This is a genomic window from Chryseobacterium koreense CCUG 49689, assembly GCF_001045435.1.
GTDB lineage: Bacteria > Bacteroidota > Bacteroidia > Flavobacteriales > Weeksellaceae > Kaistella > Kaistella koreensis.
In genome coordinates this window covers 66,007-92,799 of record NZ_LFNG01000009.1, presented here as the reverse complement: position 1 = coordinate 92,799, position 26,793 = coordinate 66,007, and the positions used below count along the sequence as shown (strand labels likewise).

Genomic DNA, 26,793 nt, shown 5'->3' with positions numbered 1-26,793 from the left:
AAGAACAAATGGCAGACGAGCAGCAATCTTACCGCGAAGAATTAATGGGCGGCGAAGGACAGGTAATCGAGGCAGAAACTTTCAGGGATTCCGTAGGAACTATGGATCAAACCGGAAAGCGAAAGTGGGTTTTCCCTAGAAAGCCCAGTGGAAAGTACACCAATTACCGCACACTTGTCGCGATTCTTTTACTTGTAGTGTTTTTTGTGTTGCCTTTCGTGAAAATTCACGGAAATCCACTGTTGTTGATCAATATTTTGGATCGGCAATTCTTTATTTTGGGGCAACCTTTTTATCCGCAGGATTTCTTTATCCTCGCATTGGGCGCAATTACCTCCATTGTTTTCATTATTCTGTTTACCGTGGTTTTTGGTCGGATCTTTTGTGGTTGGATTTGTCCGCAAACCATTTTCATGGAAATGGTTTTCAGAAAAATTGAATACGCGATTGAAGGAGACCGAAACAAACAGATGAAACTTGACCGACAGGAATGGAACGCCGAAAAAATCTGGAAAAGATTCCTTAAATGGGGAATTTACATTCTTATTTCGCTGGTCATCACGCATTGGATGTTCATGTACATCGTGGGTTACAAAGAAGTTTTCAGAATCATGCAGGAAGGACCTTTCGTGAATTTGACCAATTTCATGGTCATGATTTTGTTCACGGCGGCTTTCTACTTCACATTCGCCTGGTTCCGTGAGCAGGTTTGTACCTTGGTTTGTCCTTATGGCAGATTGCAGGGTGTACTGATTGATAAGCAAACGATCAATGTGTATTATGACTTTAAACGGGGAGAAAACCGGGCCAAATGGAGAAAAGGCGAAGATCGAAAAGCAGCCGGAAAAGGAGACTGTATTGACTGCAATCAGTGCGTGGTGGTTTGCCCGACCGGAATCGACATCAGAGACGGCCAACAGCTGGAGTGTGTGAATTGTACCGCCTGTATTGATGCCTGTGACGAGGTGATGGTGAAAGTAGGATTGCCAAAAGGACTGATCCGCTACGCAACCGAAGATGAAATTGAAAAGGAGGTGCCGTTCAAATTTACCTCCAGAATGAAAGCATATACCGCGGTTTTGATACTGATGGTCGCATTCCTTGGATTCTTGCTGGGAAACAGAGGTTCCATGGAAGCCAAATTCATCAAACCGGCAGGAGCATCTTATTTCGTGAGAGACGGCAAGATTACCAATACCTACAATTATACCTTCCTAAATAAATCCAATAAGGACCAGAAGGTGACCATCAAAGTCATTGAACCGCAACACGGTGAAATTTCCCTGAGCGAATCTGGAACCATTTTAATGAAGAAGGACGACATGATCAGAGGAACAGTAAATATTTCATTCCCGGAGAAAGAGATCAAACTTTCAAAACAGAACGTGAAAATAGGCGTTTATGACGAATCCGGAAAACTTTTGGACTCTTTCGATACTTATTTTGAGGGGCCATTTAAAATTCAATTTTAATAATCAATGTTTAAGAACTTTCATTGGGGACACGGCGTTGCCATCGCATTGGCAGCTTTTATAGGGTTTATCATGTTTATGGTTTTGGTTTTCCCGAACGGGAAACAGAATTCCGAGCTGGTTTCCGATAACTATTACGAAGACGAACTGGCTTACCAAACGGTTATAGACGCCAAGAAAAATGCCGAGCAACTCGGAGAGAAACCCGTTTATCAGCAAACTAAAGACGGAATAAAAATCACTTTTCCCGCCTCGGAGCATCCAGACCACAAGAACATCAGCTTCGTGCTCTTCAGGACGGATGACAAGAATCTGGATGTGAAAAAGGAATTATCGCTGGATGGCGGCAACTCGGTTTTGATTCCTGCCAAAGTTCTCAAACAGGGATCTTACACTTTGATGCTAAAGTGGAAGCAGAACAATAAGCCCTTCCAGTTGGATTACGACGTTTTATGGAATTAACACTCATCATTTCGGCAATTGGACTGGGTTTCGCATCTGGATTTCACTGCATAGGAATGTGCGGACCGATTGCATTGTCGATGGGATTGACCAAAAAGCAATCCACCAACTATTACTTCCAAAACTTGATTTACCAGTTCGGAAGAATCTTCACCTATTCGCTTCTTGGAGCAATTTTAGGCATTGTGGGTCAAGGTTTTGAAATGGCCGGAATTCAACAATATTTAACGATTGCCGTGGGTATTATTTTGATCGTGATGGCGGTTTTCTCTTTTGGGGGTAAAGATTTCGCCTCTAAAATCCCTTTTCTGTCCAAGTTTCTTTACCGGCTGAAAATGAATCTGGGAAAATTGCTGCAAAAAGCCGATTACCGTTCCAGATTTACCACCGGAATACTCAATGGATTTCTACCGTGCGGAATGGTTTACATGGCACTGACCGCGAGTTTGGCGGCAGGAGGAATCTGGAAGGGTGCAGTTTTCATGGCGCTTTTTGGTTTGGGAACGCTCCCCTTTATGTTTTCGGTAGTGCTACTGGGAAGCTTAATGACCAACGCATTTCGAATCAAAGTCTTGAAAATAGTCCCTGTGATGATGATTATTCTGGGTGGGTTATTCATCCTTCGCGGAATGGAAATCGGAATACCCTTAATTTCGCCTAAAAAGGAAGCACTAAAAGTCATTCATAATAATTCCAACGAACATCAGCAGGGAAATCACGAAACCTGCCATTAAGCAAGATTCTTCTTTTTTTGCTGTGGAATAATATTCGCTACTTTCCGCAAAATTCAGAATTTTCCCATTGAAAAACCAATTGTTCATCAAATAATTAAAAAGGTTTTATCTTGTCAGGAAAAAGTAGTAATTTGCATTATATTAAACGATTCAATACTAATAAAGATATATGTCATACGAAAATATCATTTTCGAAACCGAAGGACCCGTTGCGACGATCACCATCAACCGTCCTCAAAGCCTGAATGCGCTCAATGTGAAAACCATTGCCGAACTCAGTGAAGCGGTGGATCAAATCGCCAAAGATTCAAGTATCCGCACTGCGATTATCACCGGAAGTGGTGAAAAAGCATTCGTTGCAGGTGCAGACATCAAGGAGTTTTCGGATTTTAGCAGTGCACAAGCGCAGGAACTTGCCACAAAAGGTCACCAAAGCATGACTGATAAAATAGAGAACCTGAATAAACCCGTGATTGCCGCGATCAATGGTTTTGCGTTAGGTGGAGGTTTGGAACTGGCGATGAGCTGCCACATTCGCTATGCTTCAGATAATGCCAAACTCGGACTGCCGGAAGTGACTCTGGGATTAATTCCGGGATATGGTGGCACACAGCGTTTACCAAAGTTGGTAGGAAAAGGTTTGGCCAATGAAATGATCTTTTCGGCAAAAATGATTTCCGCACAAAGAGCGAAAGAAATCGGATTGGTCAATGATGTTTTCAGCCCGGAGGAACTTTTACCCAAAGCAAAAGAATTGGCCATCACGATTTCCAGAAACTCTCCGATGGCAATTTCAAAAGCAATAGCGGCGGTGAACCTTTCTGATACCGATGCAGGGTTTGAAAATGAAATCAAATCTTTCGGTGAACTTTTTGAAATGGCAGACAAAAAAGAAGGTGTTGCAGCTTTTCTTGAAAAGAGAAAGCCGGCTTTCTAAAGCATCGATAAAAAATGGAAACATGTAGATTTAATTTATACCCGAAGATTAATGATCATCACCAAGTTTGACATCGCGTATCTGAAAATGGCGAAGGAATGGGCAAAACTGTCCTATTGCAAAAGGCGGCAAGTGGGAGCACTGATCGTGAAAGACCGAATGATTATTTCCGACGGTTACAATGGAACACCTTCCGGATTCGAAAATTGTTGCGAAGATGATGCCGGAAAAACCCATTGGTACGTTTTGCACGCAGAAGCCAACGCCATTTTGAAATTGGCAGGATCCACCCAATCCGCCAGAGACGCCACGCTTTATCTCACCCTTTCGCCTTGCAAGGAATGCAGCAAGCTCGTTTTGCAGGCCGGAATCAAGAAAATAGTTTATGTGGATGAATATTCTGACAATGACGGAATAGCATTTCTTAAAAATCATGGAATTGAAATACTGAAAATATCTAATGAAGACTTGACCTAGAAACTTGACATAAAACCATTAAAAACACACAAAATGACTTGGGATGAAAAAATTAAAGACTTTGAGAATTTTCTGAAGTTCGAACGAAACTTTTCTGAAAACACACTTGATGCTTATCTACGGGATATCAAAAAGCTCCGTGATTACTCCGAACGGGATCTGGAAAACACCGGTCCGCTTCATATTTCTTATGAAAATATCCAGGAATACCTGTTCCAGCTTTCGAAGCAAAAATTCAGCGAACGCACTCAGGCGAGATGGATTTCGTCCATCAAAGCATTCTTCAACTATCTTTCCGAAGATGAAATACGGGAAGATAATCCTTCCACTTTGCTGGAAGGCCCGAAACTGGGGCTTTACCTTCCAGATACCCTTAGTTTTCACGATGTGGAAAGGATCATCAACGCCATTGATGTTTCCACTGATCTGGGTAAAAGGAACCACTGCATGATAGAAGTCCTGTACGGATGCGGTTTGCGGGTTTCCGAATTGATCGATATGCGGATTTCTAATATCAATTTTAAAGAACTTTACATAAAAATTGATGGAAAAGGCGATAAAACCAGATTTGTTCCGCTGGCTGAATTTACCGCAAAACTGATCAAGGATTTTATCCGGGATGTTCGGATGAAAAACAAGATCAACAAACGCTTTGAAGACATCCTTTTTCTAAATAGCCGCGGCTCGGCCATGTCAAGGGTTATTGTCTTTATCATCATCAAAGAACTGGCCGAAAAAGCGGGCATCAGCAAGAAGATTTCGCCACACACTTTCAGACATTCCTTTGCTACACATCTTTTGCAAAATGGGGCAGATTTGAGATATATTCAGGAAATGTTGGGTCATTCCAGCATTGCCACCACAGAAATTTACACCCATTTGAAAAATGAAGAACTTCGGGATGTTATTATCAATTACCACCCGCGAAACCGAGTTGCGAATGGATGATCTGAAATTTTGCCCAAAATGCGGACATAAAACCCTGATCTGGGATGGCGAAAAGAAATGGAGCTGCTCTAATTGCGACTACGTATTGTTTCATAATGTTGCAGGTGCGGTTGCAGTGGTAATCCGCTGTGGCAATGAAATCCTTTTCACCAGAAGAAATCAGGAACCGCGAAAAGGAAAATTAGATTTAGCGGGAGGATTTGTGGATCCGAAAGAAAATGCCGAACAAACCTGTGTGCGTGAACTTTTTGAGGAAATGAAAATTAGTGTTGACGTTTCCCAACTCAAATATTTGGCAAGCTTGCCCAATATCTATCTATACAAAAACATTCCTTACCACACTTTAGACCTTTTTTACGAATATGAGGTTGCTGAAAAGTTCGAAGTAAAACTGGAATTGTCAGAAATCTCGGAAACGGTCTGGATCAAAAAATCCGAAATCAATGTGGAAGAAATTGCTTTCGACTCGCAGAAGTTTTTCTTTGAAAAGCTATATTGATACGGTTTTTTTTTAAAAGAAATGTCAAGGTCACCTATTTTCCAAAGTTTAATTTTTAGCGTAATTTTGAGGCCATAAAATTCATCCATGCAGGAATCCCGAAACTTCACCGAATCACAAATCGTTTTTGAAGACAACCACCTCATCGTCATCAATAAGAAAGTGGGGCAACTCGTGCAAGGTGATAAGACCGGCGATTTTTCACTGCTGGAGCTGATCAAGGATTTCATCAAAAAACGTGATCAAAAACCAGGAAACGTATTCCTTGGTTTGGTTCACAGGATTGACCGGCCAACTTCCGGATTGGTGATTTATGCCAAAACTTCAAAAGCGCTTTCGAGATTGACGCAGATGGTGAAAAACCGGGAAATCAGGAAAACGTATTGGGCAATTGTCCCAAAGGAAATGATTCCGCAAAACCAGCGTTTGACTCATTATCTGCAGAAAAATGAAAAGACCAACAAAGCGACCGTTTTTCCGAAACCCTCACCGGGAGCGAAGGAATCTATTCTCAATTATCAGATAATTAAAGAGTTGGATAATTTTCAATTATTGGAAATCGATTTGGAAACCGGTCGACATCACCAGATTCGTGCGCAGTTGTCCAAAATTGGGGTTCCCATTAAAGGCGATTTAAAATACGGTTCCGCACGTTCCAATCCAGATGGCGGAATCCACCTTCATGCCAGAAAGTTGGAGTTTGTGCATCCTGTAACCAAAGAAAATCTTGAAATTATCGCTCCGGTTCCGGAGAATGATTCTGTTTGGAAGGCGTGTGAGTGAAATGGGAAAAGTAATCATTCGTATTAAGGAATCATAACCTTTTCCCCACCAAACTTGGGATCCACTTCGAAAAGCAAATCCACAAAAACCTTTACCCTGGCTAAATATTCGCGGGTTTTGGTTTTCAGGCCGCCCATTTTTTTCACGTCTTCAGCATTGAAGCCATAAGCTTGGATATTGTTTTTTCGTGCAAGATAAACTGCTCTTTCATTGTGGAATTTTTGAGAAACGATGATGAAGGATTTTTGCCCGAAAATTTTTTCGGCCCGAAGCACCGAATCCAAAGTACGGAAACCAGCAAAATCCTGGTAGATTTTATCCTTCGGAATTCCGCGCGCAATGAGCGCGTTCATCATATCTTCCGGCTCGTTATAATTCTTTTGGGAATTGTCGCCGCTTACGATCAGGTATTTCACTTTTCCAGATTTATAGAGTTTTTCGGCGGCGTCGATGCGGTATTTGAAATAGTAATTGGTGTATCCTCTGCCGGTTTTTTCGCTGGTTCCCAAAACCAGACCCACTTTTTGATCGCCAAGTTTTGAGAGGTCAGCAGTGACATATTTCGCGGTACTTTTGGTAACCGTCAAGTTGGCCAACCAAACAGAAAAAATTCCTAACACAAAAAGTATCAGGAATAGGAAGGTTATTTTTTTTAAAACTTTCATCAGCACTTACTAATTTCGTCTATGCTCTATGCTCTATGCTCTATGCTCTATGCTCTATGCTCTTTATTCTATGAACTAAAATTCCAATCCATGTGGAAAAGCCTTCTTCCTGAAAATCAACAGTAAAGCTGCGCCGACTGTAATTGCGGAATCCGCCACGTTGAAAATATATTTGAAGAACTCAATGTGCTTTCCGCCAATCAGCGGGAAGTTTTCAGGAACATTCCAGTTCACAAGCGGGAAATGCAGCATATCCACTACGCAGCCTTTCATAAAAGATGAATATCCTTCGCCAAACGGAACCACTTTGGAAACTCCTCCGTAATCGATCCATCGCTGGATACTCTCTTCGTAAACACTTCCGCTGTCGAAAATCAATCCATAAAACATTCCATCAATTAAATTTCCGATGGCACCGGCTAAAATCATCGCCATGGGAATCAAAAGGTAGTTGCTGTGAATTCCCTCTTTTAGCCACTTTCTGAAAAGATAGATCATTCCGCCAATTAAACAGAGCCTCACAATCACCAGAAAATACTTCCCGATTAATCCCCCGAAATGGAATCCATAAGCCATTCCCGGATTTTCCACGAAAGTGAGCCGGAACCAGTCCTGTCCCAAAACGGGAACACTTTCTCCCAACTGGAAATGGGTTTTGATGTAGAATTTAGAAGCCTGGTCGATAAAAAGGATGAGCAAGGTGATGAGTGCGATTTTCTTCATGATGAGCTTGGAGATGATGAGCGTGGAGATCAGAGATTTTCATCCTGCGTCTCCACGGTCTTTTTCCGTTTCTATTTTTTAGGTTTGGTTTCTTTTTTTACAGAAGGTTTGATTTCAGTTTTGGAATTCCGGGTGTGAAATTTTTCAATTTTAATGCCCATTTCCTTCAAGGTGCTTTTCAGCGCATTGAGTTCCATTTGGTTTTTGGGGTGAACGATGATTGATTCCATTTTATTTTTTTTGGGGGGAGCGTTGTTAAGGCTCAAAGCCTTAACAACGCTTATGACTTATTCTTATTTTTTCGATAACTCATCCAACCTTTTCCGATCCTTTTCCGACAAATCATCGATGCCGTTTTCTCCCATTTTGCTCAGCAATTGGTCGATTTCCTTCTGTCTGGAAATCTTTTCGGAATTGAATTTGTCGTCTATCGTGTAATTCTTTTCTTCATCCGGCAAAACTTTTTCTTTAATTTCTTTTCGGAAAAAATAAGCGAAGATCACGAGGACCGCCAAAATGATGAGTATCGTATTCATTATTTAAATGGCTAAAAAGTAAAATGTACAAAGCATAACGTATTTTTAGGAACACCTTATACAATGCACATTTCAATGGGTACACTAAACGAATTTATCGCTGCATATTCTTCGCCTCAATACTCAAAGTAGCGTGCGGAACAGCCATGAGTCTTTCTTTCGGAATGAGTTTCCCGGTGACTCGGCAGATTCCGTAGGTTTTATTTTCGATGCGGATTAATGCGTTTTTCAGGTCACGCAGAAACTTTTCCTGTCTTCCGGCTAGAATGGCGTTTTGTTCCTTACTCAGGGTTTCCGCCCCTTCCTCGAATGCCTTAAAAGTCGGGGAAGTATCGTCGGTTCCGTTGTTTTGGTCGTTCAAAAAACTTTCATTAATGAGCATCAAATCTTTTTCTGCCTTGGCTATTTTTTCCAGAATCACTTTCTTAAATTCCTGCAAATCAGCATCGCTGTATCGTTGTCTGTCTTCAGTCATAATTTTTAATTTGGTTCAAAAAGTTCAAGTCCATCTAAAAACTTAGTACTTTTCAACAATGGTTAAACTTTTCCTACGTTAACTTTAAATTTTACTTCATCAATCTCGATTTCGTCAAAAATTGACAGTGAATTTACAAATTCTATTTGATTGCACAATACTTCTTCTGAAATATATGGCGTATTGTTAATAATTTCTTTGCTAAATGGTGAATTTTCTTCCAAAGTGATTACAATTCGGTCAGTTAATTCGAAATCTTTTTCTTTGCGCAAATTCTGGATTCTGTTGATGAATTCCCGGGCGATTCCTTCGGATTTTAATTCGTCGGTGATCGTCAAATCTAATGCCACAGTGATTTTCCCTTCACTGGTCACGGTCCATCCCGGAATATCTTTGGTGAGGATTTCCACATCTTCAAGTGCGATTTCGTGACCGGAAAAAGTCATCACACCTTCTTTTTCCAAATTTGCGATTTGGTCTGAAGTCATCGCATTGATTTCTGCAGCAACGGCTTTCATGTCTTTTCCAAGTTTCGCACCAAGCGTTTTGAAGTTTGGTTTGATCTGTTTTACAATTAAATGGGACGCTTCTTCCGCGTTGATCAACTGCAATTCCTTCACATTCACTTCTTGTTTGATGAGTTCTGAAACTGCCAAAATCTGCTCTTCCGTTTTTTTATCCAAAACCGGAATCATCACTTTTTGCAGTGGCTGCCGAACTTTGATGTTTTCTTTTTTCCTCAGTGAAAACACCATCGAGGTTATGCTTTGTGCCAAATGCGTTTTTTCGACCAGATTCAGGTCAATCAATTGTTCATTAACCTTCGGAAAGTCTGTCAAATGAACACTTTCGGCAGCATCTTTTCCGGTTACGGAATTCAAATCCTGATAGAGCTGATCCATAAAGAATGGCGCAATAGGTGCAGAAAGTTTCGCCACCGTTTCCAAACAGGTATATAATGTTTGGTATGCCGAAATCTTATCTTCGGTGTAATCGCCTTTCCAGAAACGTCTTCTGCAAAGTCTTACATACCAGTTGCTTAAATTGTCATTAACGAAAGTATTGATGGCTCTCGCGACTTTTGTCGGTTCATAATCCTGATAAAATTCTGTGGCCTCTTTTACCAAAATATGGAGTTCAGAGAGAATCCACCGGTCAATTTCCGGGCGGTTTTCTACCTCTTTTTCAGCATAATCAAATCCATCCACATTTGCATAAAGCGCAAAAAACGAATAGGTATTATAAAGTGTTCCGAAGAATTTCCTGCGAACTTCGTCAATTCCTTCCACGTCGAATTTCAGGTTTTCCCAAGGATTCGCATTGGATATCATGTACCATCTTGTCGCATCCGGACCGTATTTTTTCAAAGTTTCAAAAGGGTCCACTGCATTTCCCAGACGTTTCGACATTTTTTGGCCGTTTTTGTCCAGAACCAAACCATTCGAAACTACGTTTTTATAGGCAACGGAATCAAAAACACTCGTGGCAATCGCATGAAGCGTATAAAACCAACCACGGGTCTGGTCAACTCCTTCTGCGATGAAATCGGCAGGAAACGCCTTTCTGCCATCGATTAATTCCTTGTTTTCAAAAGGATAATGCAATTGTGCATAAGGCATTGAACCGGAATCAAACCAAACATCAATCAAATCGCTTTCGCGCTTCATCGGTTTTCCGGAATCTGAAACCAGGATGATTTCATCCACATAATTCTTGTGCAAATCAACCTTTGCGTAATTTTCTTCGGACATATTTCCGATTTCAAATCCTTCAAAAGGATTTTTCGCCATAAAACCGCTTTCGATGGATTTCTCCATTTCAGTCATCAGTTCTTCAACCGAACCAATAATTCTCTCCTCCTTCAAATCTTCGCTTCTCCAAATAGGCAAAGGAATTCCCCAATATCTTGATCGGGAAAGATTCCAATCGTTTACATTTTCCAGCCAGTTTGCAAATCTTCCTTCACCTGTGGATTTCGGTTTCCAGTTGATGGTTTCATTCAGTTCCACCAAACGGTTTCTCACAGAAGTCATTTTCACGAACCAAGAATCCAATGGATAATACAAAACAGGTTTGTCAGTTCGCCAACAGTGCGGATAGGAGTGCACGTATTTTTCAACTTTGAAAGCCTTGTTTTCTGTTTTTAAAAGGATTGCCAATTCCACATCCCAAGATTTCTCAGGAGCAGTTCCGTCATCATAATATTCGTTTTTAATGTATTTTCCGCTGAAAACTTCAGGAACTTGGTCGCCTTTCAAAAATTTTCCGGTCAAGTCCACCAGTGGAACCAAGTTGTCATGGGAATCTTTCACCAACATCGGCGGGATTCCGTTTTCCTGTGCAACTCGGTTGTCGTCTGCACCGAAAGTCGGCGCAATGTGCACGATTCCGGTTCCGTCTTCAGTGGTCACAAAATCTCCTACAATTACTCGGAATGCTTTTTCCGGATTTTCTGCCGGCAAAAACCATGGAATCAATTGCTCATAATCGGTTCCGGCCAAATCTGCTCCGGTGAATTCCGCCAAAATTTGGTAAGGAATCGTTTTGTTTTCAGAAGTGTAGTTTGCGAAATCTTCATCGGTTCCTTGAAAATATTTTTTGCCGAAATTTTTCTCCAAAAGCACAGCCGCCAAAATCACATTAATCGGCTCAAAAGTATATTGGTTAAATGTTTTCACCAAAACATACTCAATGTCTTTTCCCACTGCAAGTGCGGTGTTTGAAGGCAAAGTCCACGGAGTGGTGGTCCAAGCAAGAATTTGCGTAGGAGTGTTGGAGAGTTGCAGAGCGGAAAGTTTGGATGCTAGATTTTCTGAGAATTTCTTAATCGAAAACTGCGCAACAACGGTGGTATCCGAAACATCACGGTAAGTTCCCGGCTGATTCAATTCATGGGAAGAAAGTCCGGTTCCCGCTTTTGGCGAATACGGCTGAATCGTGTAACCTTTGTACAATAAATTTTTGTCATAAAGCTGCTTCAGGAGCCACCAAACGGTTTCCATATATTTCGGTTCGTAGGTGATGTATGGGTTTTCCAGATCCACCCAATAACCTATTTTTTCGGTAAGGTCATTCCAAACGTCCGTATAACGCATTACCGCTTCGCGGCAAGCTTTGTTGTAATCCTCGACCGAAATTTTTATGCCGATATCTTCTTTGGTGATTCCCAATTCTTTCTCCACGCCCAATTCTATTGGCAAACCGTGGGTATCCCAACCTGCTTTTCGGAAAACTTTTTTCCCGTTTTGGGTTTGGAAACGGCAGAAAATATCTTTAATCGCACGAGCCATCACGTGGTGGATTCCCGGCATTCCGTTTGCAGAAGGCGGTCCTTCATAGAATACGAATTCCGGTTGTCCTTCGCGGATTTCCACAGATTTTTTAAAGGTTTCGTTTTGGTTCCAGAATTTTATGATATGATCTGAAACTGCGGTTAAGTCAAGGTTTTTATATTCGTTAAACTTCTTCATTGTCAGCAAATTCTGTTCGAAAAATTAAGGTTGCGAATATACGGAATTTTTACCGAAATCTGAGTTTTGCTTTTAGTTCAATTGGTTGCGCCACGGGATTTCAATCAACACTTTTGTTCCTGCGGCGGCACCGTTTTCTTCCAGGTCGAAGTAGGTGATTCGGTGTTTTTCGTCTTCAAAATAAGTGCTCATCATTTCATTCGCGATCCGGACTCCCATTGATTTGCGATTCGGGTTGGAACTGGCTTTTGCTTTTGCCGCTTCTTTTCGACCGATGCCGTTGTCTGAAATGGCAATTTCAATAAAGCCGTCTTTTTTCCGAATATCAGTTTGTATTTTTTTATTTTGAACGGTGGAAATACCGTGGATAATTGCATTTTCAATGAACGGCTGCAAAACCATGGGCGGAAGTGTGACTGCTTTGATATCGATTTCCGGTGAGATATTAATGGTGAAATCGATATGGTCTGAAAATCGAAGATTTTCTATTTCCACATAAATTTTGATGGTTTCCAATTCCTGTTCCAGGGTGAAGTCTTTCACCGTGGATGCATACAGAATGGTGCGTATGATTCTGGAGAATTTGGTGAGATATTCCGCCGCATTCTCGGTGTCATGCTCTAAAATATAATACTTCACGGAATTCAGCGCATTGAAAATAAAGTGCGGGTTCATCTGACTTTGCAGGATGGACAGCTTCAAGTCTGAAATCTCCTGAAGGTATCTGATCTGTTGGTTTTCCACGAGTACCCTTTTCTGATTCTCGGTATGAATCTGGTTTTTCAATAATTCATTTTTCTTGAGTTCATTGACGAAATTGTCGTGGAATATCTTTTTTTCTTTAGTGATGATTCGTTGCCGATGTCCCAATGCAACAGAGAATGCAATATTTTCAATGAAAAGTCCTATATAGAATATGAAGTCGCCCATTTTTTTTGAAATGTTGATGAAGGGAAGTTCGCGAATGGACTTTTCGCCGATCATCGAGCACAGAAATAAAAAGATGCCACCGAAAATAATGTAATATTTAAGGTTGTTTTTCACTTTCATTAAAATCATGAAGGAAACTACGGTTTGAATGGTAATAAGGATAATGAAGATTTTTTGGATCAGGATGAATTGCTGCTCATTCTTGAAAATATTAACCATCAAATAGCTCAAAACGTTAAGCACCATGAGGATAATGACCGGCAAAGTGATGATCTTGTACCACTTTGCATTAATTTTTTTAATGTTCAGAAACGCCGTAAAAAAGAAAAAGTAAATGCAATTGAAAGTAAAGGTGAAGAACTGTTTTGAGGAATGATCAAACCGAAGGAGATCCGATAGATGCGCGATGAAGCCGTTTTCTGCAACCGGAAGGTAAGCCAGAAATGAAGAAAGCACATATAGGCTGTAGAGCAGATAGGAGCTTTGCCGGTTCTGGAAAAACATCATCAGGTGGAAAGCCGAAAGTAAAACTAGCCCGCCAAGCACAAAATATAGAATGCTTCCGTAAGTTTCGTTTTCGATGATGATTTCAAAAGGACTCATGTTTTATGTTTCAGACGCTTTTTCTGGAATTCCCAGATGAAGACTTGGATGAAATTGGTCAGTTTTTTTAAGTTATTGCATGTTTGAGAAATGTCAATGTACCGGATTTGACGAATTTAAAAAAAATTATTGCAAACAGGAGGTGATTAATGACAGGGAACTTTCTTTTTTGGCTGAAAATTAAGACATTCTTATCAATTTCAGCCTAAAATAGTTGGCAAAAAGAGATGTGAAGCTTACTTTTTATTGAATAAGCGCAAAACAAAATAAGATAGAAATCCGAAAAAGACACCCGATGATGCCGCCAAAATGAGGCTTCCAACTATGTATTGAAGTAAATTGCTCTTTATGAATTCTGTATTGAAAGTGATGTTTTCAAATGAAGTCTCCCCACCTACAAAAGGCGCTCCCACCAAGACCGAAAGGAAAATGATGAATGGAATCAGCGGCGGAAAAGTAATCTGGGAAGCCATGAAAGTCAGCACTTTGTTCAGTTTGAAATAGACGGAAAGCGAAATTGCCAAAAAGGAATGCAGCCCCCAAAACGGAGAAATCCCAATGAAAATCCCAAGCGCAATTGATTTTGCTTTTGTCTCGTTGCTTCCCTCACTTTCCAGCACATTTTCTTTTAGAAACCTTCGGAATCCTTTTCTCCGAAAATATCTGTAAAAAACCTTTTGGCTTTGGATGCTATTTTTGATGAAGTTTTGCAATGCTTAAAAATCTTTTTACAAAGGTAGTATCTTCCTATATATTGAACTTTAACAAGAATGATTTTCAGTTCAAACACTGTTAATTATTTCACACGAGTCAATGCAAAAACCTTGCGGTTTTAAAGAGAAATGGGTAGAAAAATTTGCACTAAAAAAAAATCCTCTACTTTTGCAAAAATTTTCAGGATGTCAAAAAATCTCGTCATAGTTGAGTCGCCTGCGAAAGCGAAGACCATTCAAAAGTACTTGGGAAAGGATTTCGAAGTGAAATCCAGTTTCGGACATATCCGCGATCTACCCAAGAAAGGAATGGGAATCGACTTGACCACTTTCACGCCCGATTATGAGGTTTCAGCCGACAAAAAGAAAATTGTGAGCGAACTGAAGACATCGGTGAAAAAAGCCGAAACCGTCTGGCTCGCTTCCGATGAAGACCGTGAAGGAGAGGCGATTGCGTGGCATTTGGCGCAGGAACTAAAACTCAATGAAGAGAACACCAAACGAATCGTCTTCCACGAAATCACAAAAAATGCCATCTTAAAGGCAATTGAAAATCCCAGGAAAATAGACCAAAATCTGGTTAATGCACAACAAGCGAGAAGGGTTTTGGACCGAATCGTGGGTTTTGAAATGTCGCCGGTCCTTTGGAAAAAAGTCAAAACCGGACTTTCTGCAGGAAGAGTTCAGTCCGTGGCGGTGAGATTAATTGTGGATAGAGAAAATGAGATTCGGGAGTTTGTTCCAAAATCTTCATTTAAAGTGGATGGGATTTTCAAAAATTCGCAAAAGCAGGATATTTCGGCGAAACTGAAAAAAGATTTCTCCAAAGAGAATGAAGCCGAAGAATTCTTAAACCTGGCAAAAAATACAGAGTTCAAAGTGTTGAACGTGGAAAAAAAACCCGGAACCCGTTCTGCGTCGGCACCATTTACCACTTCCACCTTACAGCAGGAAGCAAGTAACCGATTGGGATACGGAGTTACGACCACGATGCGAGTTGCACAGCGACTTTACGAAGAAGGATATATTACTTATATGCGAACCGACTCCGTGAATCTTTCGCAGGAAGCCATCAATGCTGCAAAATCGCAAATCATTTCAGAGTTCGGCGAACAGTATTCCAATCCAAGAAATTACACCACAAAATCGGCATCTGCACAAGAAGCGCACGAAGCTATTCGCCCGACCGATTTTTCAGTGAAATCTGTAGGAGATGTGCAGCTGAATAAGCTCTATCAACTTATCTACAAAAGAGCAATGGCATCGCAAATGGCCAATGCAAAAATTGAAAAAACCATCATTGAGATCGGTAATCCCAAACTTCCGCAGCATTTTGAAGCAAATGGAGAAGTCATTATTTTCGATGGATTCTTAAGGGTTTATGGAATTGCGAAAACCGATGAGGACGAGGAGGAAAATACCGATAAACTGCTGCCGAAAGTTTCGGTAGGCGAAGTGTTGACCTATGAAAAAATTGAAGCCACCGAGAAATTCACTAAACCTACCGGAAGATATACCGAGGCGGCTTTGGTCAAAAAGCTGGAGGAGTTGGGAATCGGTCGTCCATCTACTTATGCGCCAACGATTCAAACGATTCAAAACCGCGAATATGTGGACAAGCGTGAAGTTTTTCCGCACGAAAGAGAAATCGTGAAAATGACTTTGACCAAAGAAATTAAGAAACAGGTCTTGGTTGAAAAATTTGGTGGAGATAAAAATAAATTCGTTCCCACCGATATTGGTGAAGTAGTGAATGATTTTCTGACCAACAATTTCGCAGAGATTTTGGATTACGGTTTCACGGCGAAAGTGGAGCAGGATTTTGATGAAATTGCCAATGGGGCCGAAAAATGGAAGGAAGTATTGGGGAATTTCTATAAGGAGTTTCACCCAAAAATTTCAAACGTGGAGGAAACCGCAGAACGTGCAACAGGAGAAAGGCATCTTGGAATAGACCCCAAATCCGGTAAGAACGTGATCGCAAGAATTGGAAGATTCGGACCCATGGTGCAGATTGGTGAGCAAGATGATGAAGAAAAGCCAATCTTTGCCAGTTTGATGGCAAGTCAAAATATTGCGACCATCACTTTGGAAGAGGCACTGGAGTTATTCAAAATTCCTTTTGATCTGAAAGATTTTGAAGGAAAACCTGTAACCATCGGAGTTGGCAGGTTTGGACCTTATGTAAAATGGGGAGAAACATTCATCTCAATTCCTCGAGGGGAAGACCCGCTTTCCGTGAACCAGGAGAGGGCTGAAGAAATTATCAGGGAAAAGAAAATCGCAGATGCCCCAATTGCAACTTATAAGGGCGAACCGGTGACCAAAGGAACCGGCAGATTTGGACCTTTCATAAAATACCAGTCGATCTATGTGAATGTCCCTAAGAAATATGATTTCGCGAACCTGTCCCAAAGCGATATCAATGAACTGATCGATGCGAAATTGGAGAAGGAAGCAAACCGCTACATCCAACAATGGGAAAAAGAGAAAATCTCTATTGAGAACGGAAGATGGGGACCATTCATCAAGTTCGGAAAAGCAATGTTCAAAATCCCCAAAAACAAAAATGATGAAAAATACACAGCGGAGGAACTGAAGGAAGTTTCTTTGGATGAGGTGAAAAAATGGATTTCAGCGCAAGATAAAAATGCATTCAAGGAGCAACCGAAAAAAGCGCCGGTAAAAAAAGCAGCCGCAAAGAAAACGGGGGTTAAGAAAAAGTAAAATTTTCGGAAAATATCTATATTATAAGAACTGCGACTATTTGGTCGCAGTTTTTTTTTCTTGCGATTTGGTTTTTTTTGTTTTTCAGATGTGGAATATCCAACTTTCTTTATATATCGGAATTATAATTGGCACTAGATATTTAATTTTTAATAATTCACTATTTTAAGAATATTTATTTTGTCATTTTCTGAACTCTTTATCGGCAGTTCCCAATATTCATATCGTGAAATATATTTGATTTTTGAGAATAATTTTGTGACAAGATTAAAAAAAACAAAAAAAAATATAGAAAATGATGATTTATATAAGATTTTATTTTTATACATTTGGCCAAACACAAATGAAGTTAAAATTAAACAGAAAATAGTTTAATTGAATCACTACACAAATGATGTTGAAAAATTTACGATAGAAATGTAATATTTTTTGACTCATGAAAAGACTTCATTTGCTCATGACTTGCTTTTTAGCAAGTATCGTGACTGCTCAAACAGCGAATTACTCCAAAGCTCCCAACAGCTACATTTTCGATATTGATCAAGCTTCTGCACATAATTATGGCGGACTGCTGATTCCTGTGAAAAAGGCCTATAAGATGTGGGCGAACTACCAATATTTAAAAACCAACGGTACAAATACGCCAATTCCTGATGGAGAACAGCAGGCAAGTATATATTGGGAGGATGTACCGGGGCTGATCTCCCAAGTCTCCATTGTAAGCGGAGCCACACCGGAAGATGCCAAAATGAAAGTGGAAATAAATGCAGCCAAAGGAAAAGGCAACGCGGTAGTCGCGTTCAAAGTGGGCGGAGTCATTTATTGGAGTTGGCATATTTGGGTTACCGATAATCCCACCAATGGAGTAAGCTATTCACAGGGTTTTGAAACCGACATCAATATGACGCCTGTCCAAATAGAATATATGGATCGGAATTTGGGCGCAGTAAGCAACAGTTTTCTCAATGACCAGTGGCAGAAATCTGGCGGATTGATGTATGAGTGGGGCAGAAAGGACCCGTTTCCACCGCTGGTTAATAAAGATGGATATTTTTATGAGATCACGGGAGAGGTGGGTGCGCTGAAGCATAAGCAGATTGACCCCGTCAATACAATTCCGGTGGTGATCCGACCGTTTGATGAAATTGAAAAAAATATCCAGTACTCGGTACAAAATCCCATCAAATATATCATAAATACTGATGCCACCGGAAACTGGTTTTCAAATAGCAGATACAGAATTGACGGAGCAGATCCGGATTATGTGACCTGGGATCTGTGGGCAGATAATGCCAAAGGCGGAAACAGCAATGCAAATAGCTCCAATACTGCGCTGAAGAACGAGAGCCGTTCCTATGAACTGAAATCCGAATTAGATCCTTGTCCGAACGGATGGCGTGTTCCTTCCTATTACGGTCGGATAACGAAAAACAACAATTTGTCTTTTTTTGGGAAACATGATTGGAACAATGATGATAGCAATGTGAACTTGCACCAGGTATTTCCCAATCAGATCAACGCAAATTTAGATGGGATCAAGGTTTATCCGGGATTAGGTATGGATTTCACCAATGCGCAAGGAGGTGCCCGAAACATCGGAATCATCTCTAATCCGGGAGCTTATGTTTATTATCCGAACCCCAATTCGCCCAATTCGCCGGTTGGGATCATGTATCAGGATTCTAATGCCAATGGCGCAATTTGGAGCGCAACTTTCGGTTTTGACGGGGCGCGGGTGTTTTCATTGATTTCCGATGCCAATCGAACAACAACGAGTGTTGGGCTGCACGCCATTTACAATAACCAGACTCACCCCACAAGATCCGGCAACGCCGTGAAATGCATCAAAGATCCTAATTTGGCGCAAATAGGAAACTTTGTAACAGAATATTTTGTTCGCGAAAAAGAAAATTACCGAAACGGGTTAGCAAATCCGAATTCCTATGTTGTGGTCAATGAGCCATCCATAGAAATTCCAATAAATAAAGCCTTTTCGGTGTACAATCAGCTGCTTACAGATCATGAATCCAGAAGCACCACGAATTTGATCGCAAATCTTTTGTGGACCACAAATCCTGCGATGATCACGAATGTAAAACTACAGCTAAACGCACAAGATCCCAGGGAATCCGTAATCATGGTGCAATTTGCACCGGGAGAAACAGGAAATGCCGTAATCTCACTACATTCCAATAATAATACCACTCCCGCTTACTGGAGTTGGCATATTTGGAAAACAGCAAGTGATCCAACCGAAAACGTGGTTACCTACACCACAGAAACCCCGATTTCTGTTCCCTATAATTTTGTCAATCCAACCAAAAGTCAACTTCCGCCTTTGCAGACGGTATTCATGGATCGAAATCTGGGTGCAGAAGATGCATCTTTAGAATCCGGAATTTCCAATGGTTTGCATTATCAATGGGGAAGGAAAGATCCTATACCATCATTTGCTAACCCAAAATCGCAAACCATTTATCTTCCTGGATTTAATAATGGAGGTGCATACACCCCAAACTCCATTGCGGTGAATGAGGCGCAATATGCCCAGCAATTTACACAAGCCTATGGCAATTACGGTTCGCAAGATCCTAAGAAGGCCAAAAAAATCGAACAAAATATAAAATATGCTGCAGAAAATCCATTGGTTTTTCTTTATCAGCAAGGATTAGGCGCGATTTATGACGGCGGCAATCATTTCGGAAATGATTTGTCAAAGGTCAGGGATTGGGTTTCTGACGAACGCTCGCAAGCAGACAACAGATGGGGACACTCTGATAAAAAATCACCTTTTGATCCATGTCCAAGTGGATGGAGGGTTCCCGATGTAACTTTCGCCAACCTGTATTCTGGCTCCAAAGGAAGTTCACCTTGGTACAATGGCTATAAGAATGATGCGTATGGAAAACTGGGCGTCATCCAGGATCAGTGGCATGATGTAGTCAATTACTATGAAGGACAAACGGTGAGCCAAGGTTGGAAATTTCCAAGTACCACGTTTCAAATCGGTAATTTCCCTAAGGATGGTATGCGCGGCGAGCTGGGCGACAAAAATATTTCCTATGAACGATCCGGAGTTTGGACCGCTTCATTGGCAGACCTTTATACTGGTTTTGCATTATCCATGCAGTTCCAGGGAAATAAAATGCAGACTGGAACGGGGGCTTATCCACAAGCAGGTATGTCTGTGCGATGTGCAAAAGAGGAAAAACGTTTACTTGGTCTTCCATTGGGAACCGCGCCAACATTGGATGTGGAATCGGTCACCCAATCAAACAGCACAAAATCAGAAATCCAACTGTTTCCAAATCCTTTCGCAGAAGAATTCCACATCGGTAACGCGGATGTAAAAAGCTTTGAAATCTATGATTTCTCCGGAAAACTGCTATTGGCAGGGGTGGTAAACAACGGCATTGTGAACGCAGCTGCTTTGCAGAAAGGAGTTTATTTAGTGAAGATTCAACTTAAAAATGGAAAATCTGTAAGCCGAAAGATCATTAAAAATTAGACATTCCTGCTTTAAACAAAGAAATTATATTTTTTGGGTTTTTTTTGCAAGCTGCTTTTACTTAAATTTGTGCGAAAGCAAAGACCTTACCTAAAACTCAAATTGCAAATTTCCCAATGAATCTTGTAGACATCATTATTCCACCAAAAGAATTTAAATCTGAAAATTGGCAGCTTGGAAACATGATTTCCAATGAAATTCACGAAAATGGAATTGCACTTGTTTTTTGTTCAGATTATCGTGGAATCAAATTTGGTGATGCAGAAATCAATGATTTCGTGAATGTTCGCCGGGAATTGTATCGTCTTTCCAAACTTGATTTCGAAGTGCCGATAGGAGATTTAGGCGATTTGATTTCCGGAAAGACCCACCAGGATTCACACTATATTTTGCAGGAAGTCATTTCCATGTGCCATTACCGAAATACCGTTCCCATCATTATCGGGGGAAGCAACGATCTGGCTTTTTCGCTTTTTTCTGCACTGAACTTTCATCAAAAAGACATCAATTATACCCAGATTTCCAATGTGATCTCCCTCTCCAGTGAAGGCGAGGAGATCACCGAGAAGAATTTTCTCTCCAAGATTTTTAGTTCAAAGAGCTTCAGCATTAAAAATTATCATCATCTGGGTTATCAGAAACACCTCAACGAGATCGATTCCGTGAAACTCATGAAGGAAGTGGAGTTTGAAATCATCCGCTTAGCAGAAATGATGAATTCCACGGAAAAAACCGAACCATTTTTCAGGAGGGCAGATTTGGTGACCGTGAATTGTGATGCAGTAGAAAGTTTGGGCGATGGTTTCTCGGTAAATCCTCAGGTTAATGGATTGAACAGACGCGAAATCTGTGCCTATATGAAGGAAATCGGACTAAGTGAAAACCTGAAATCTGCCGGAATTTTTAACTTTAATGCAGACTCCGCAGAATCTTCAAATCACCAGCTTCTGGCACAAATGATTTGGCATCTGGTGGAGGGAATAAACATCCGGAGAAGCCACCCGAAGGAAAAAAACTTCGAAACGTTTTGGGTAATGATCGACGACCGGGAGTTTTCATTTAAGAGAGATACCTTCACCGACTTGTGGTATTTTGGCGAGAGCGAAAAAAGTGAGGAACTGATTCCCTGCTCCAGGTTTGAATATGAAAATGCGAAAAGGGGAATTCTGGATGCCCGGCTTTTGAGGAATTAAACTTAAAATTCCTATTTTTGAGGGCAAAACCCACAAATGAGAAATTCAGAATTTCCTAAAATACAGGTTTGCTGATGTTTCTTTCAGGCAAAATCTGCAGCAGTCGCCGTGTGAAAATCCACGCAAAGTTCAACCGCTATCATTAAAATTACAATGATGAGTAGATTCTTACTAAAAATTTTCTCTAGTTCATTTTTGTTGATTTTGGTTACTTTAATCATCAAAATCCCTGTTTTTCTCAGTAAGCACTTGCAGGAAGATTCTTTTATTACGTGGCGTGTGGCAAGAAATCTACTTCAATATGGCGTGATTGGCTTTAATGGAGATGAAAGGATTTCTGCTTCCACCACCCATCTTTATATGGGAATTTCTGCTATTTTCCAAATGATTTTCGGCGGGAACTTTATTTATCCGGTGTTGGTTTTTAGCAGCATCTTATTTGCGATAGGATCGATCTGGATAGGCAAAATTCTTTTCAGCCATGATGTCTTGAAAAGGGGATTCTTTGTGATCCTTTTCAATATGACTCCGCCTGCGCTCACCGCTTCTTGTTTGGGGATGGAGTATGGGATTTTATTTTTTCTAGATGCAGGCCTTATTTATTATGGTCTTTTCAAAGATCGACGATGGGCTTTTGTACTGTTCCCCATATTATTGGTATGGACCAGAATAGATGCAGTGATTTTCTTGGGAGTGATCTTTTTGGCGGATTTGGTGATTAGAAGAAAAATCAATTTTATTTTCATGCTTGGCGGGATTTTAGGCTTGGTCAGCGTCTTAGCCTTTAATTTTTTCTATTTCGGAGAGTTTGTAAATCATACGATTACCGCCAAAAAATTGGCCTATAAAAACCTTACGCCAAATCACGAGCCAAGATATTTCTTTTACCAATGGGCTTATTATGGCGGACTGATCAAAAAGCACGCTTGGTGGACCCTGGCGATTTTTCTTGCATTTTTGGGATTTTTGGCTTATGCATTTTCAAGAATCCTCAGTGGAAATGCCAAAATTTCATTTAGAATAAAGGTTATTTTGGTAGCGGTAGTAGTTTTCGCTTTGCTGAAGATGGCTATTTTCTCAGTTATGAAAGCCTATTTCGATTGGTATTATTGGCTGCCGCGCCTTTTTCTGTTTATTCCGGTACTTTATTATTTTCTAAATATTTTCCGTTGGCGGAAAAGGTTGTGGATTCCTTCCGTATTTTTGGCCTTTTTCGGATTGTATATTTTTCAGCTGTGGCAGTCCTTCACCATTGGTTATATGGAAGAGAAACAGCGGGTTCAGATCGCGAAAGACCTTAAGGCAGAAAATTCAGGCATGAACCGTTCGATCATTTTGGAACCGGCAGGAATAATTCCTTTCTATACCGGGCTTTATACTTATGATGAGGTAGGACTAGTCAACAAAAGGATTAATGATGAAATGGTAAAGGATGAAAAATTTTGGTGGATGAATTCGGTGAGGGATTTTAAGCCCGACTATATTTTGACCATCAGTAAGAAACCCGGTGGACTTTATTACCACATGAAACCGGAAGATCTGAAGTATTTTGATGCCAATTACCGGTTGGTGAAAACTTACCCTATTTCGGAAGTACACCGGAATGCGCCCGAAATTTTAAGTTGGATTTATAAAATCCGACCCATCGGAAAAGACTATTTTCTCTATAAAAAACTATAATGATGGTAAAGGTCTCAATCATCGTTCCGGTCTTTAATACGGAAAGGTATTTGAAAAAATGCCTGAAATCGCTTGTGAATCAGACTTTGGAGGAAATTGAGATCATCGTGGTGAATGATGGCAGCACAGATGGTTCCCAGCTCATTATTGATGAATTTCAGGAGAGGTTTCCCGAAAAAATAAAATCATTCGCCAAAGAAAATGGTGGATTGGGTGATGCTAGAAATTTCGGACTGGACAGGGCAAACGGCGAGTTCATAGGATTTGTGGACAGTGATGATTACGTTTCCGAAAACATGTTTCTGGAAATGCATGATCTGGCGAAAAAACATTCGGCGGAGCTGGTGATCTGCAATTTGCAAAAAGTAAATGAAGAGGGAGAAGTGACGCAAAAGCTCACCCAAATTCCGAATCTGCCCGAAAAAATACTTTTGGAGGAGAACTTATCCGTTTTTTCTGACTTGAGTTATTTTGCCTGCAACAAGATTTTCAAAAAGGAATTATTTGAAGGCAAAAGGTTCAAAAAAGGGGTGCAGTTTGAGGATATTCAGCTGATTCCGCAGCTTTTGCTCCAGTGTACTACATTGGCCCAGACTCAAAATTACCACTATCAATATTTCGAAAGATCAGAATCAATCACAAGAACCCACACTGAAAAGGGACTTGATATTTTGGAAGCGGTTGAGGAAGTGAGCGCTGCTTACCGGAGATCCAAATATTCCACAAGATCCCGGGAACTGAAAAACTTTCAGATTCTAGAGGGTGTGTATACTTTTTTGGCTTATTTGGCATTCATAAAAGACGAGTCTGTTTACCGAAAAATGTCTTTTGCGGAAAAGAAATTTATTAAAGAAAATGGCATTTCGATATCAGAAATCTTGCGATATAGGAGATTTGGAAAGAATTATCTCTTATATTTGCCTATAAGAAAAAAAATTTATTATTTGCTTTATTTTTTGGGTCAGCAGAAATTATTGCGGATGATTTTATAAAAAACACACTCCTCTATAAATGCCAATTTTACACCCGATTTTCATCGTAATCTTTCTATTTCTTGCATTTGCAAGTTATTATGAGATTTTTCGGTTGGAAAAAAAACAAAGTGTTTTTGTCTGGATTAGTGGGGTTTTGATAGTGATTGCGGTCGGTTTCCGGATTAATGTGGGGGCGGACTACCCGGTTTACAAAATGCTTTTTAGCGGTTTCTCTCTATATACCAGCTATGGCGATGTGTGGGACAAGGCGCTGCTTCGTCCAAATACCGAAGAGATAGAATGGATTTTTGTACTCATCAATAAGTTGGTTTTTGATGTTGGGCTTCCGTTTTATTGGGTTACGCTCATCATGGCGATCATTGCGGTGAGCCTGAAATTCACTACCATCTACAAGAATGTGGCTTTCCCTTCTTTGGCTTTGCTTTTTTATTTTATGCCGATCATGTTTTTCGAGGATTCTGGGCAGATGAGGCAGGGTTTGGGAATTGCGGTTTGCGTGGCGTCGTTTAGATTTATCAAGGAGAGAAACCTTTTGATGTTTTTGCTCTGCATGTATATTGCGTTGGGTTTCCACAAGACTGCGGTCGTATTTTTACCCGCATATTGGATTGTGAAGGTCCCGATGAACAGTACCAGGATTTTTTGGGTATTGGTGGTTGCGCTGCTTTCATCACCACTGGAACTTTACCGGTTTGCTGGGGGATTTTTTAGCTCGATGACGCCTCAAGACATTTCTAGCGCATATACCGGATATTTAGATGACCGGTATTACGGAACACAAGTGGAAGCAGGATTAAATGACCTGGTGAAATTAGCCTTCATTACCATTTTGATTCGATACGATAAGAAAGGCTGCGAAGAGGTGTGGTGGTATGAATATATGCGGAACCTGGCCGTTTTTGGGATGGCGCTGTTCTATTTTTTTAGGTCAAATGAGATTTTTGCGGTTCGGCTTCCGGGAGCATATATGTTTTTTGTGACCATGTTTTGTATGCCGAATCTGGTTTATGCCGTGAGAGACCAGGCGAAGAAAACCTTATATGTGGGTTTTATGACCTATTTTGTGATGATGTTCTTTTACTTCGGCAAAGGAAATGGACATCGTGCAGGATTTACATCAGACAGATACACCAATGCACTTTGGTAACGTTATGCAAGAGATTAAATTTTTACTGAAAGATTTAGGGATTCCACTTTTCTATGCGAAATTGGTGTTGGGAACCTTGTTTTCGTTTCTGATTACCTTTTGTTCCATTCCGCCCATCCTTAAGATTTCCCTCCAAAAGAATTTGATCGATGAGCCGGGCATCAGAAGCTCCCATCTGAGGAAAATCCCTAATTTGGGAGGCATTGCCATGTTTTTTTCAATTTCAGTCTGTGCATCGATTTTTGCATTTGAGCTTTTTGAGCTTTATAAATTTCTTTTTGCCTCCATGGTCATTTTGCTCTATATTGGAGTGATGGATGACATCGTGGTGATGCGGGCCTATAAAAAACTCATCGCCCAAATTGTGGTGACCGCTTTGATCGTGATAGGTTCTGATGTCAGAATCAGAAACTTCTTCGGGCTGTTTGCGATTTATGAGCTTAATTATTACGTGAGCATATTGATCAGTATATTCACTTTTATCATATTGATCAACGCATTTAATCTGATCGACGGGATTGACGGTTTGGCGGGGACCTGTTCTGTATTGTGCAGCGCAATGTTCGGGATCAGCTATTTCCGTTTGGGGGAATATAATTATCCATTGGTAGTGCTTTCGGGCGTAATCATCGGTTCTGTATTGGGTTTTTTAGTATATAACCTCTCCGGCAATCAATCGAAGAAGATTTTCATGGGCGACACGGGTTCCATGATTTTGGGATTTTTACTCGCGTTTACCGCGATCAACTTTATCGATATCTTTATCGACAAAAAGCTCCCAAATGTGCCGAGATATTATCTTCAGAGCGCACCAGCAATTGCTATGGCGATTCTGATCCTGCCGATAACGGATACTTTGAATGTCATCATCATCCGTCTCATTTTGGGGAGATCGCCCTTCTTGGCAGATCGGAACCATATTCATCATTCTTTATTAGATCTTGGACTATCTCACAGAAAATCAACATTTTATATTATAGCTTATTTTGTCTTTATAGTGATGGTCGCCTATTATTTTAGACATATCAATGTGAATTTACTTTTGTTGGTAATTTTAATGTTGGGATTTATCGGCGCCTATATTCCGAAACTTATTTTATTGTTAAGGAAATAAGC

General features: G+C 40.6%; 23 protein-coding genes. 15 read left to right on the top strand and 8 right to left on the bottom strand.

Annotated features, from left to right (window positions below; translation table 11 throughout):
• Positions 1-8: 8 nt before the first annotated feature.
• The 8 genes from ccoG (at position 9) to ACM44_RS07790 (ending at position 6,312) form a co-directional block, all read left to right on the top strand.
• Positions 9-1,472, top strand: coding sequence for a cytochrome c oxidase accessory protein CcoG (gene ccoG, locus ACM44_RS07825; RefSeq protein ID WP_048499511.1), 1,464 nt, complete (start codon positions 9-11; stop codon positions 1,470-1,472).
• 6 nt (positions 1,473-1,478) lie between these two features.
• Positions 1,479-1,934, top strand: a complete 456-nt coding sequence (locus tag ACM44_RS07820) for a FixH family protein (RefSeq protein WP_048499466.1) — start codon at positions 1,479-1,481, stop codon at positions 1,932-1,934.
• Complete coding sequence (locus ACM44_RS07815) at positions 1,925-2,668, top strand: sulfite exporter TauE/SafE family protein (RefSeq protein ID WP_048499465.1); 744 nt, start codon at positions 1,925-1,927, stop codon at positions 2,666-2,668. The genes ACM44_RS07820 and ACM44_RS07815 overlap by 10 nt, the downstream gene beginning before the upstream one ends.
• Positions 2,669-2,837: 169 nt before the next feature.
• The gene (locus tag ACM44_RS07810; protein WP_048499464.1) at positions 2,838-3,605 is read left to right on the top strand and encodes an enoyl-CoA hydratase/isomerase family protein; all 768 of its coding nucleotides are present in this window, start codon (positions 2,838-2,840) and stop codon (positions 3,603-3,605) included.
• A gap of 51 nt (positions 3,606-3,656) precedes the next feature.
• Positions 3,657-4,082, top strand: coding sequence for a deoxycytidylate deaminase (locus ACM44_RS07805; protein ID WP_048499463.1), 426 nt, complete (start codon positions 3,657-3,659; stop codon positions 4,080-4,082).
• Between the two features lie 33 nt (positions 4,083-4,115).
• Positions 4,116-5,030, top strand: a complete 915-nt coding sequence (xerD, locus tag ACM44_RS07800) for a site-specific tyrosine recombinase XerD (protein WP_048499462.1) — start codon at positions 4,116-4,118, stop codon at positions 5,028-5,030.
• Entirely contained in the window at positions 5,023-5,529 is a 507-nt protein-coding gene (locus ACM44_RS07795; protein ID WP_048499461.1) for an NUDIX domain-containing protein, read from the top strand. Before xerD ends, ACM44_RS07795 begins: the two co-directional genes overlap by 8 nt.
• Positions 5,530-5,616: 87 nt before the next feature.
• A complete protein-coding gene (locus ACM44_RS07790) occupies positions 5,617-6,312 on the top strand; it encodes an RluA family pseudouridine synthase (RefSeq protein WP_048499460.1) in 696 nt (231 codons plus the stop codon).
• Between the two features lie 23 nt (positions 6,313-6,335).
• Here the strand turns inward: ACM44_RS07790 and ACM44_RS07785 are convergent, their stop codons facing one another.
• The 8 genes from ACM44_RS07785 to ACM44_RS07755 form a co-directional block, all read right to left on the bottom strand.
• Entirely contained in the window at positions 6,336-6,977 is a 642-nt protein-coding gene (locus ACM44_RS07785; RefSeq protein WP_048499459.1) for a SanA/YdcF family protein, read from the bottom strand.
• Between the two features lie 75 nt (positions 6,978-7,052).
• Positions 7,053-7,700, bottom strand: coding sequence for a lipoprotein signal peptidase (locus ACM44_RS07780; RefSeq protein WP_048499458.1), 648 nt, complete (start codon positions 7,698-7,700; stop codon positions 7,053-7,055).
• Between the two features lie 71 nt (positions 7,701-7,771).
• Positions 7,772-7,930 carry a DUF2683 family protein gene (locus ACM44_RS15465; protein WP_168712020.1) on the bottom strand — a complete coding sequence of 53 codons (159 nt, stop codon included), beginning with the start codon at positions 7,928-7,930 and terminating at the stop codon, positions 7,772-7,774.
• 63 nt (positions 7,931-7,993) lie between these two features.
• Entirely contained in the window at positions 7,994-8,236 is a 243-nt protein-coding gene (locus ACM44_RS07775; RefSeq protein ID WP_048499457.1) for a DUF6576 domain-containing protein, read from the bottom strand.
• A 94-nt stretch (positions 8,237-8,330) separates the two neighbouring features.
• The gene (locus ACM44_RS07770; protein ID WP_048499456.1) at positions 8,331-8,711 is read right to left on the bottom strand and encodes a TraR/DksA family transcriptional regulator; all 381 of its coding nucleotides are present in this window, start codon (positions 8,709-8,711) and stop codon (positions 8,331-8,333) included.
• Between the two features lie 62 nt (positions 8,712-8,773).
• Positions 8,774-12,181 carry an isoleucine--tRNA ligase gene (ileS, locus tag ACM44_RS07765; protein WP_048499455.1) on the bottom strand — a complete coding sequence of 1,136 codons (3,408 nt, stop codon included), beginning with the start codon at positions 12,179-12,181 and terminating at the stop codon, positions 8,774-8,776.
• A 72-nt stretch (positions 12,182-12,253) separates the two neighbouring features.
• The gene (locus ACM44_RS07760; RefSeq protein WP_048499454.1) at positions 12,254-13,714 is read right to left on the bottom strand and encodes a sensor histidine kinase; all 1,461 of its coding nucleotides are present in this window, start codon (positions 13,712-13,714) and stop codon (positions 12,254-12,256) included.
• A gap of 236 nt (positions 13,715-13,950) precedes the next feature.
• Complete coding sequence (locus ACM44_RS07755) at positions 13,951-14,427, bottom strand: DUF2062 domain-containing protein (protein ID WP_053215449.1); 477 nt, start codon at positions 14,425-14,427, stop codon at positions 13,951-13,953.
• 186 nt (positions 14,428-14,613) lie between these two features.
• Here ACM44_RS07755 and topA point away from each other — a divergent pair, with 186 nt between their 5' ends.
• The 7 genes from topA to ACM44_RS07715 all read left to right on the top strand — a co-directional run bounded on the left by topA (position 14,614) and on the right by ACM44_RS07715 (position 26,791).
• A complete protein-coding gene (topA, locus tag ACM44_RS07750; RefSeq protein ID WP_048499509.1) occupies positions 14,614-17,154 on the top strand; it encodes a type I DNA topoisomerase in 2,541 nt (846 codons plus the stop codon).
• 436 nt (positions 17,155-17,590) lie between these two features.
• Positions 17,591-20,662 carry a T9SS type A sorting domain-containing protein gene (locus ACM44_RS07740; protein WP_048499452.1) on the top strand — a complete coding sequence of 1,024 codons (3,072 nt, stop codon included), beginning with the start codon at positions 17,591-17,593 and terminating at the stop codon, positions 20,660-20,662.
• A 116-nt stretch (positions 20,663-20,778) separates the two neighbouring features.
• A complete protein-coding gene (locus ACM44_RS07735; protein WP_048499451.1) occupies positions 20,779-21,855 on the top strand; it encodes an arginase family protein in 1,077 nt (358 codons plus the stop codon).
• Positions 21,856-22,011: 156 nt separating this feature from the next.
• On the top strand, positions 22,012-23,535 hold the full coding sequence (locus ACM44_RS07730) for a hypothetical protein (protein ID WP_152669321.1): 1,524 nt from the start codon (positions 22,012-22,014) through the stop codon (positions 23,533-23,535).
• Positions 23,536-23,537: 2 nt separating this feature from the next.
• A complete protein-coding gene (locus ACM44_RS07725) occupies positions 23,538-24,527 on the top strand; it encodes a glycosyltransferase family 2 protein (protein WP_048499508.1) in 990 nt (329 codons plus the stop codon).
• Positions 24,528-24,546: 19 nt separating this feature from the next.
• Entirely contained in the window at positions 24,547-25,677 is a 1,131-nt protein-coding gene (locus ACM44_RS07720) for an EpsG family protein (protein WP_048499449.1), read from the top strand.
• Positions 25,678-25,681: 4 nt separating this feature from the next.
• Entirely contained in the window at positions 25,682-26,791 is a 1,110-nt protein-coding gene (locus ACM44_RS07715; RefSeq protein ID WP_048499448.1) for a glycosyltransferase family 4 protein, read from the top strand.
• Positions 26,792-26,793: the final 2 nt, after the last annotated feature.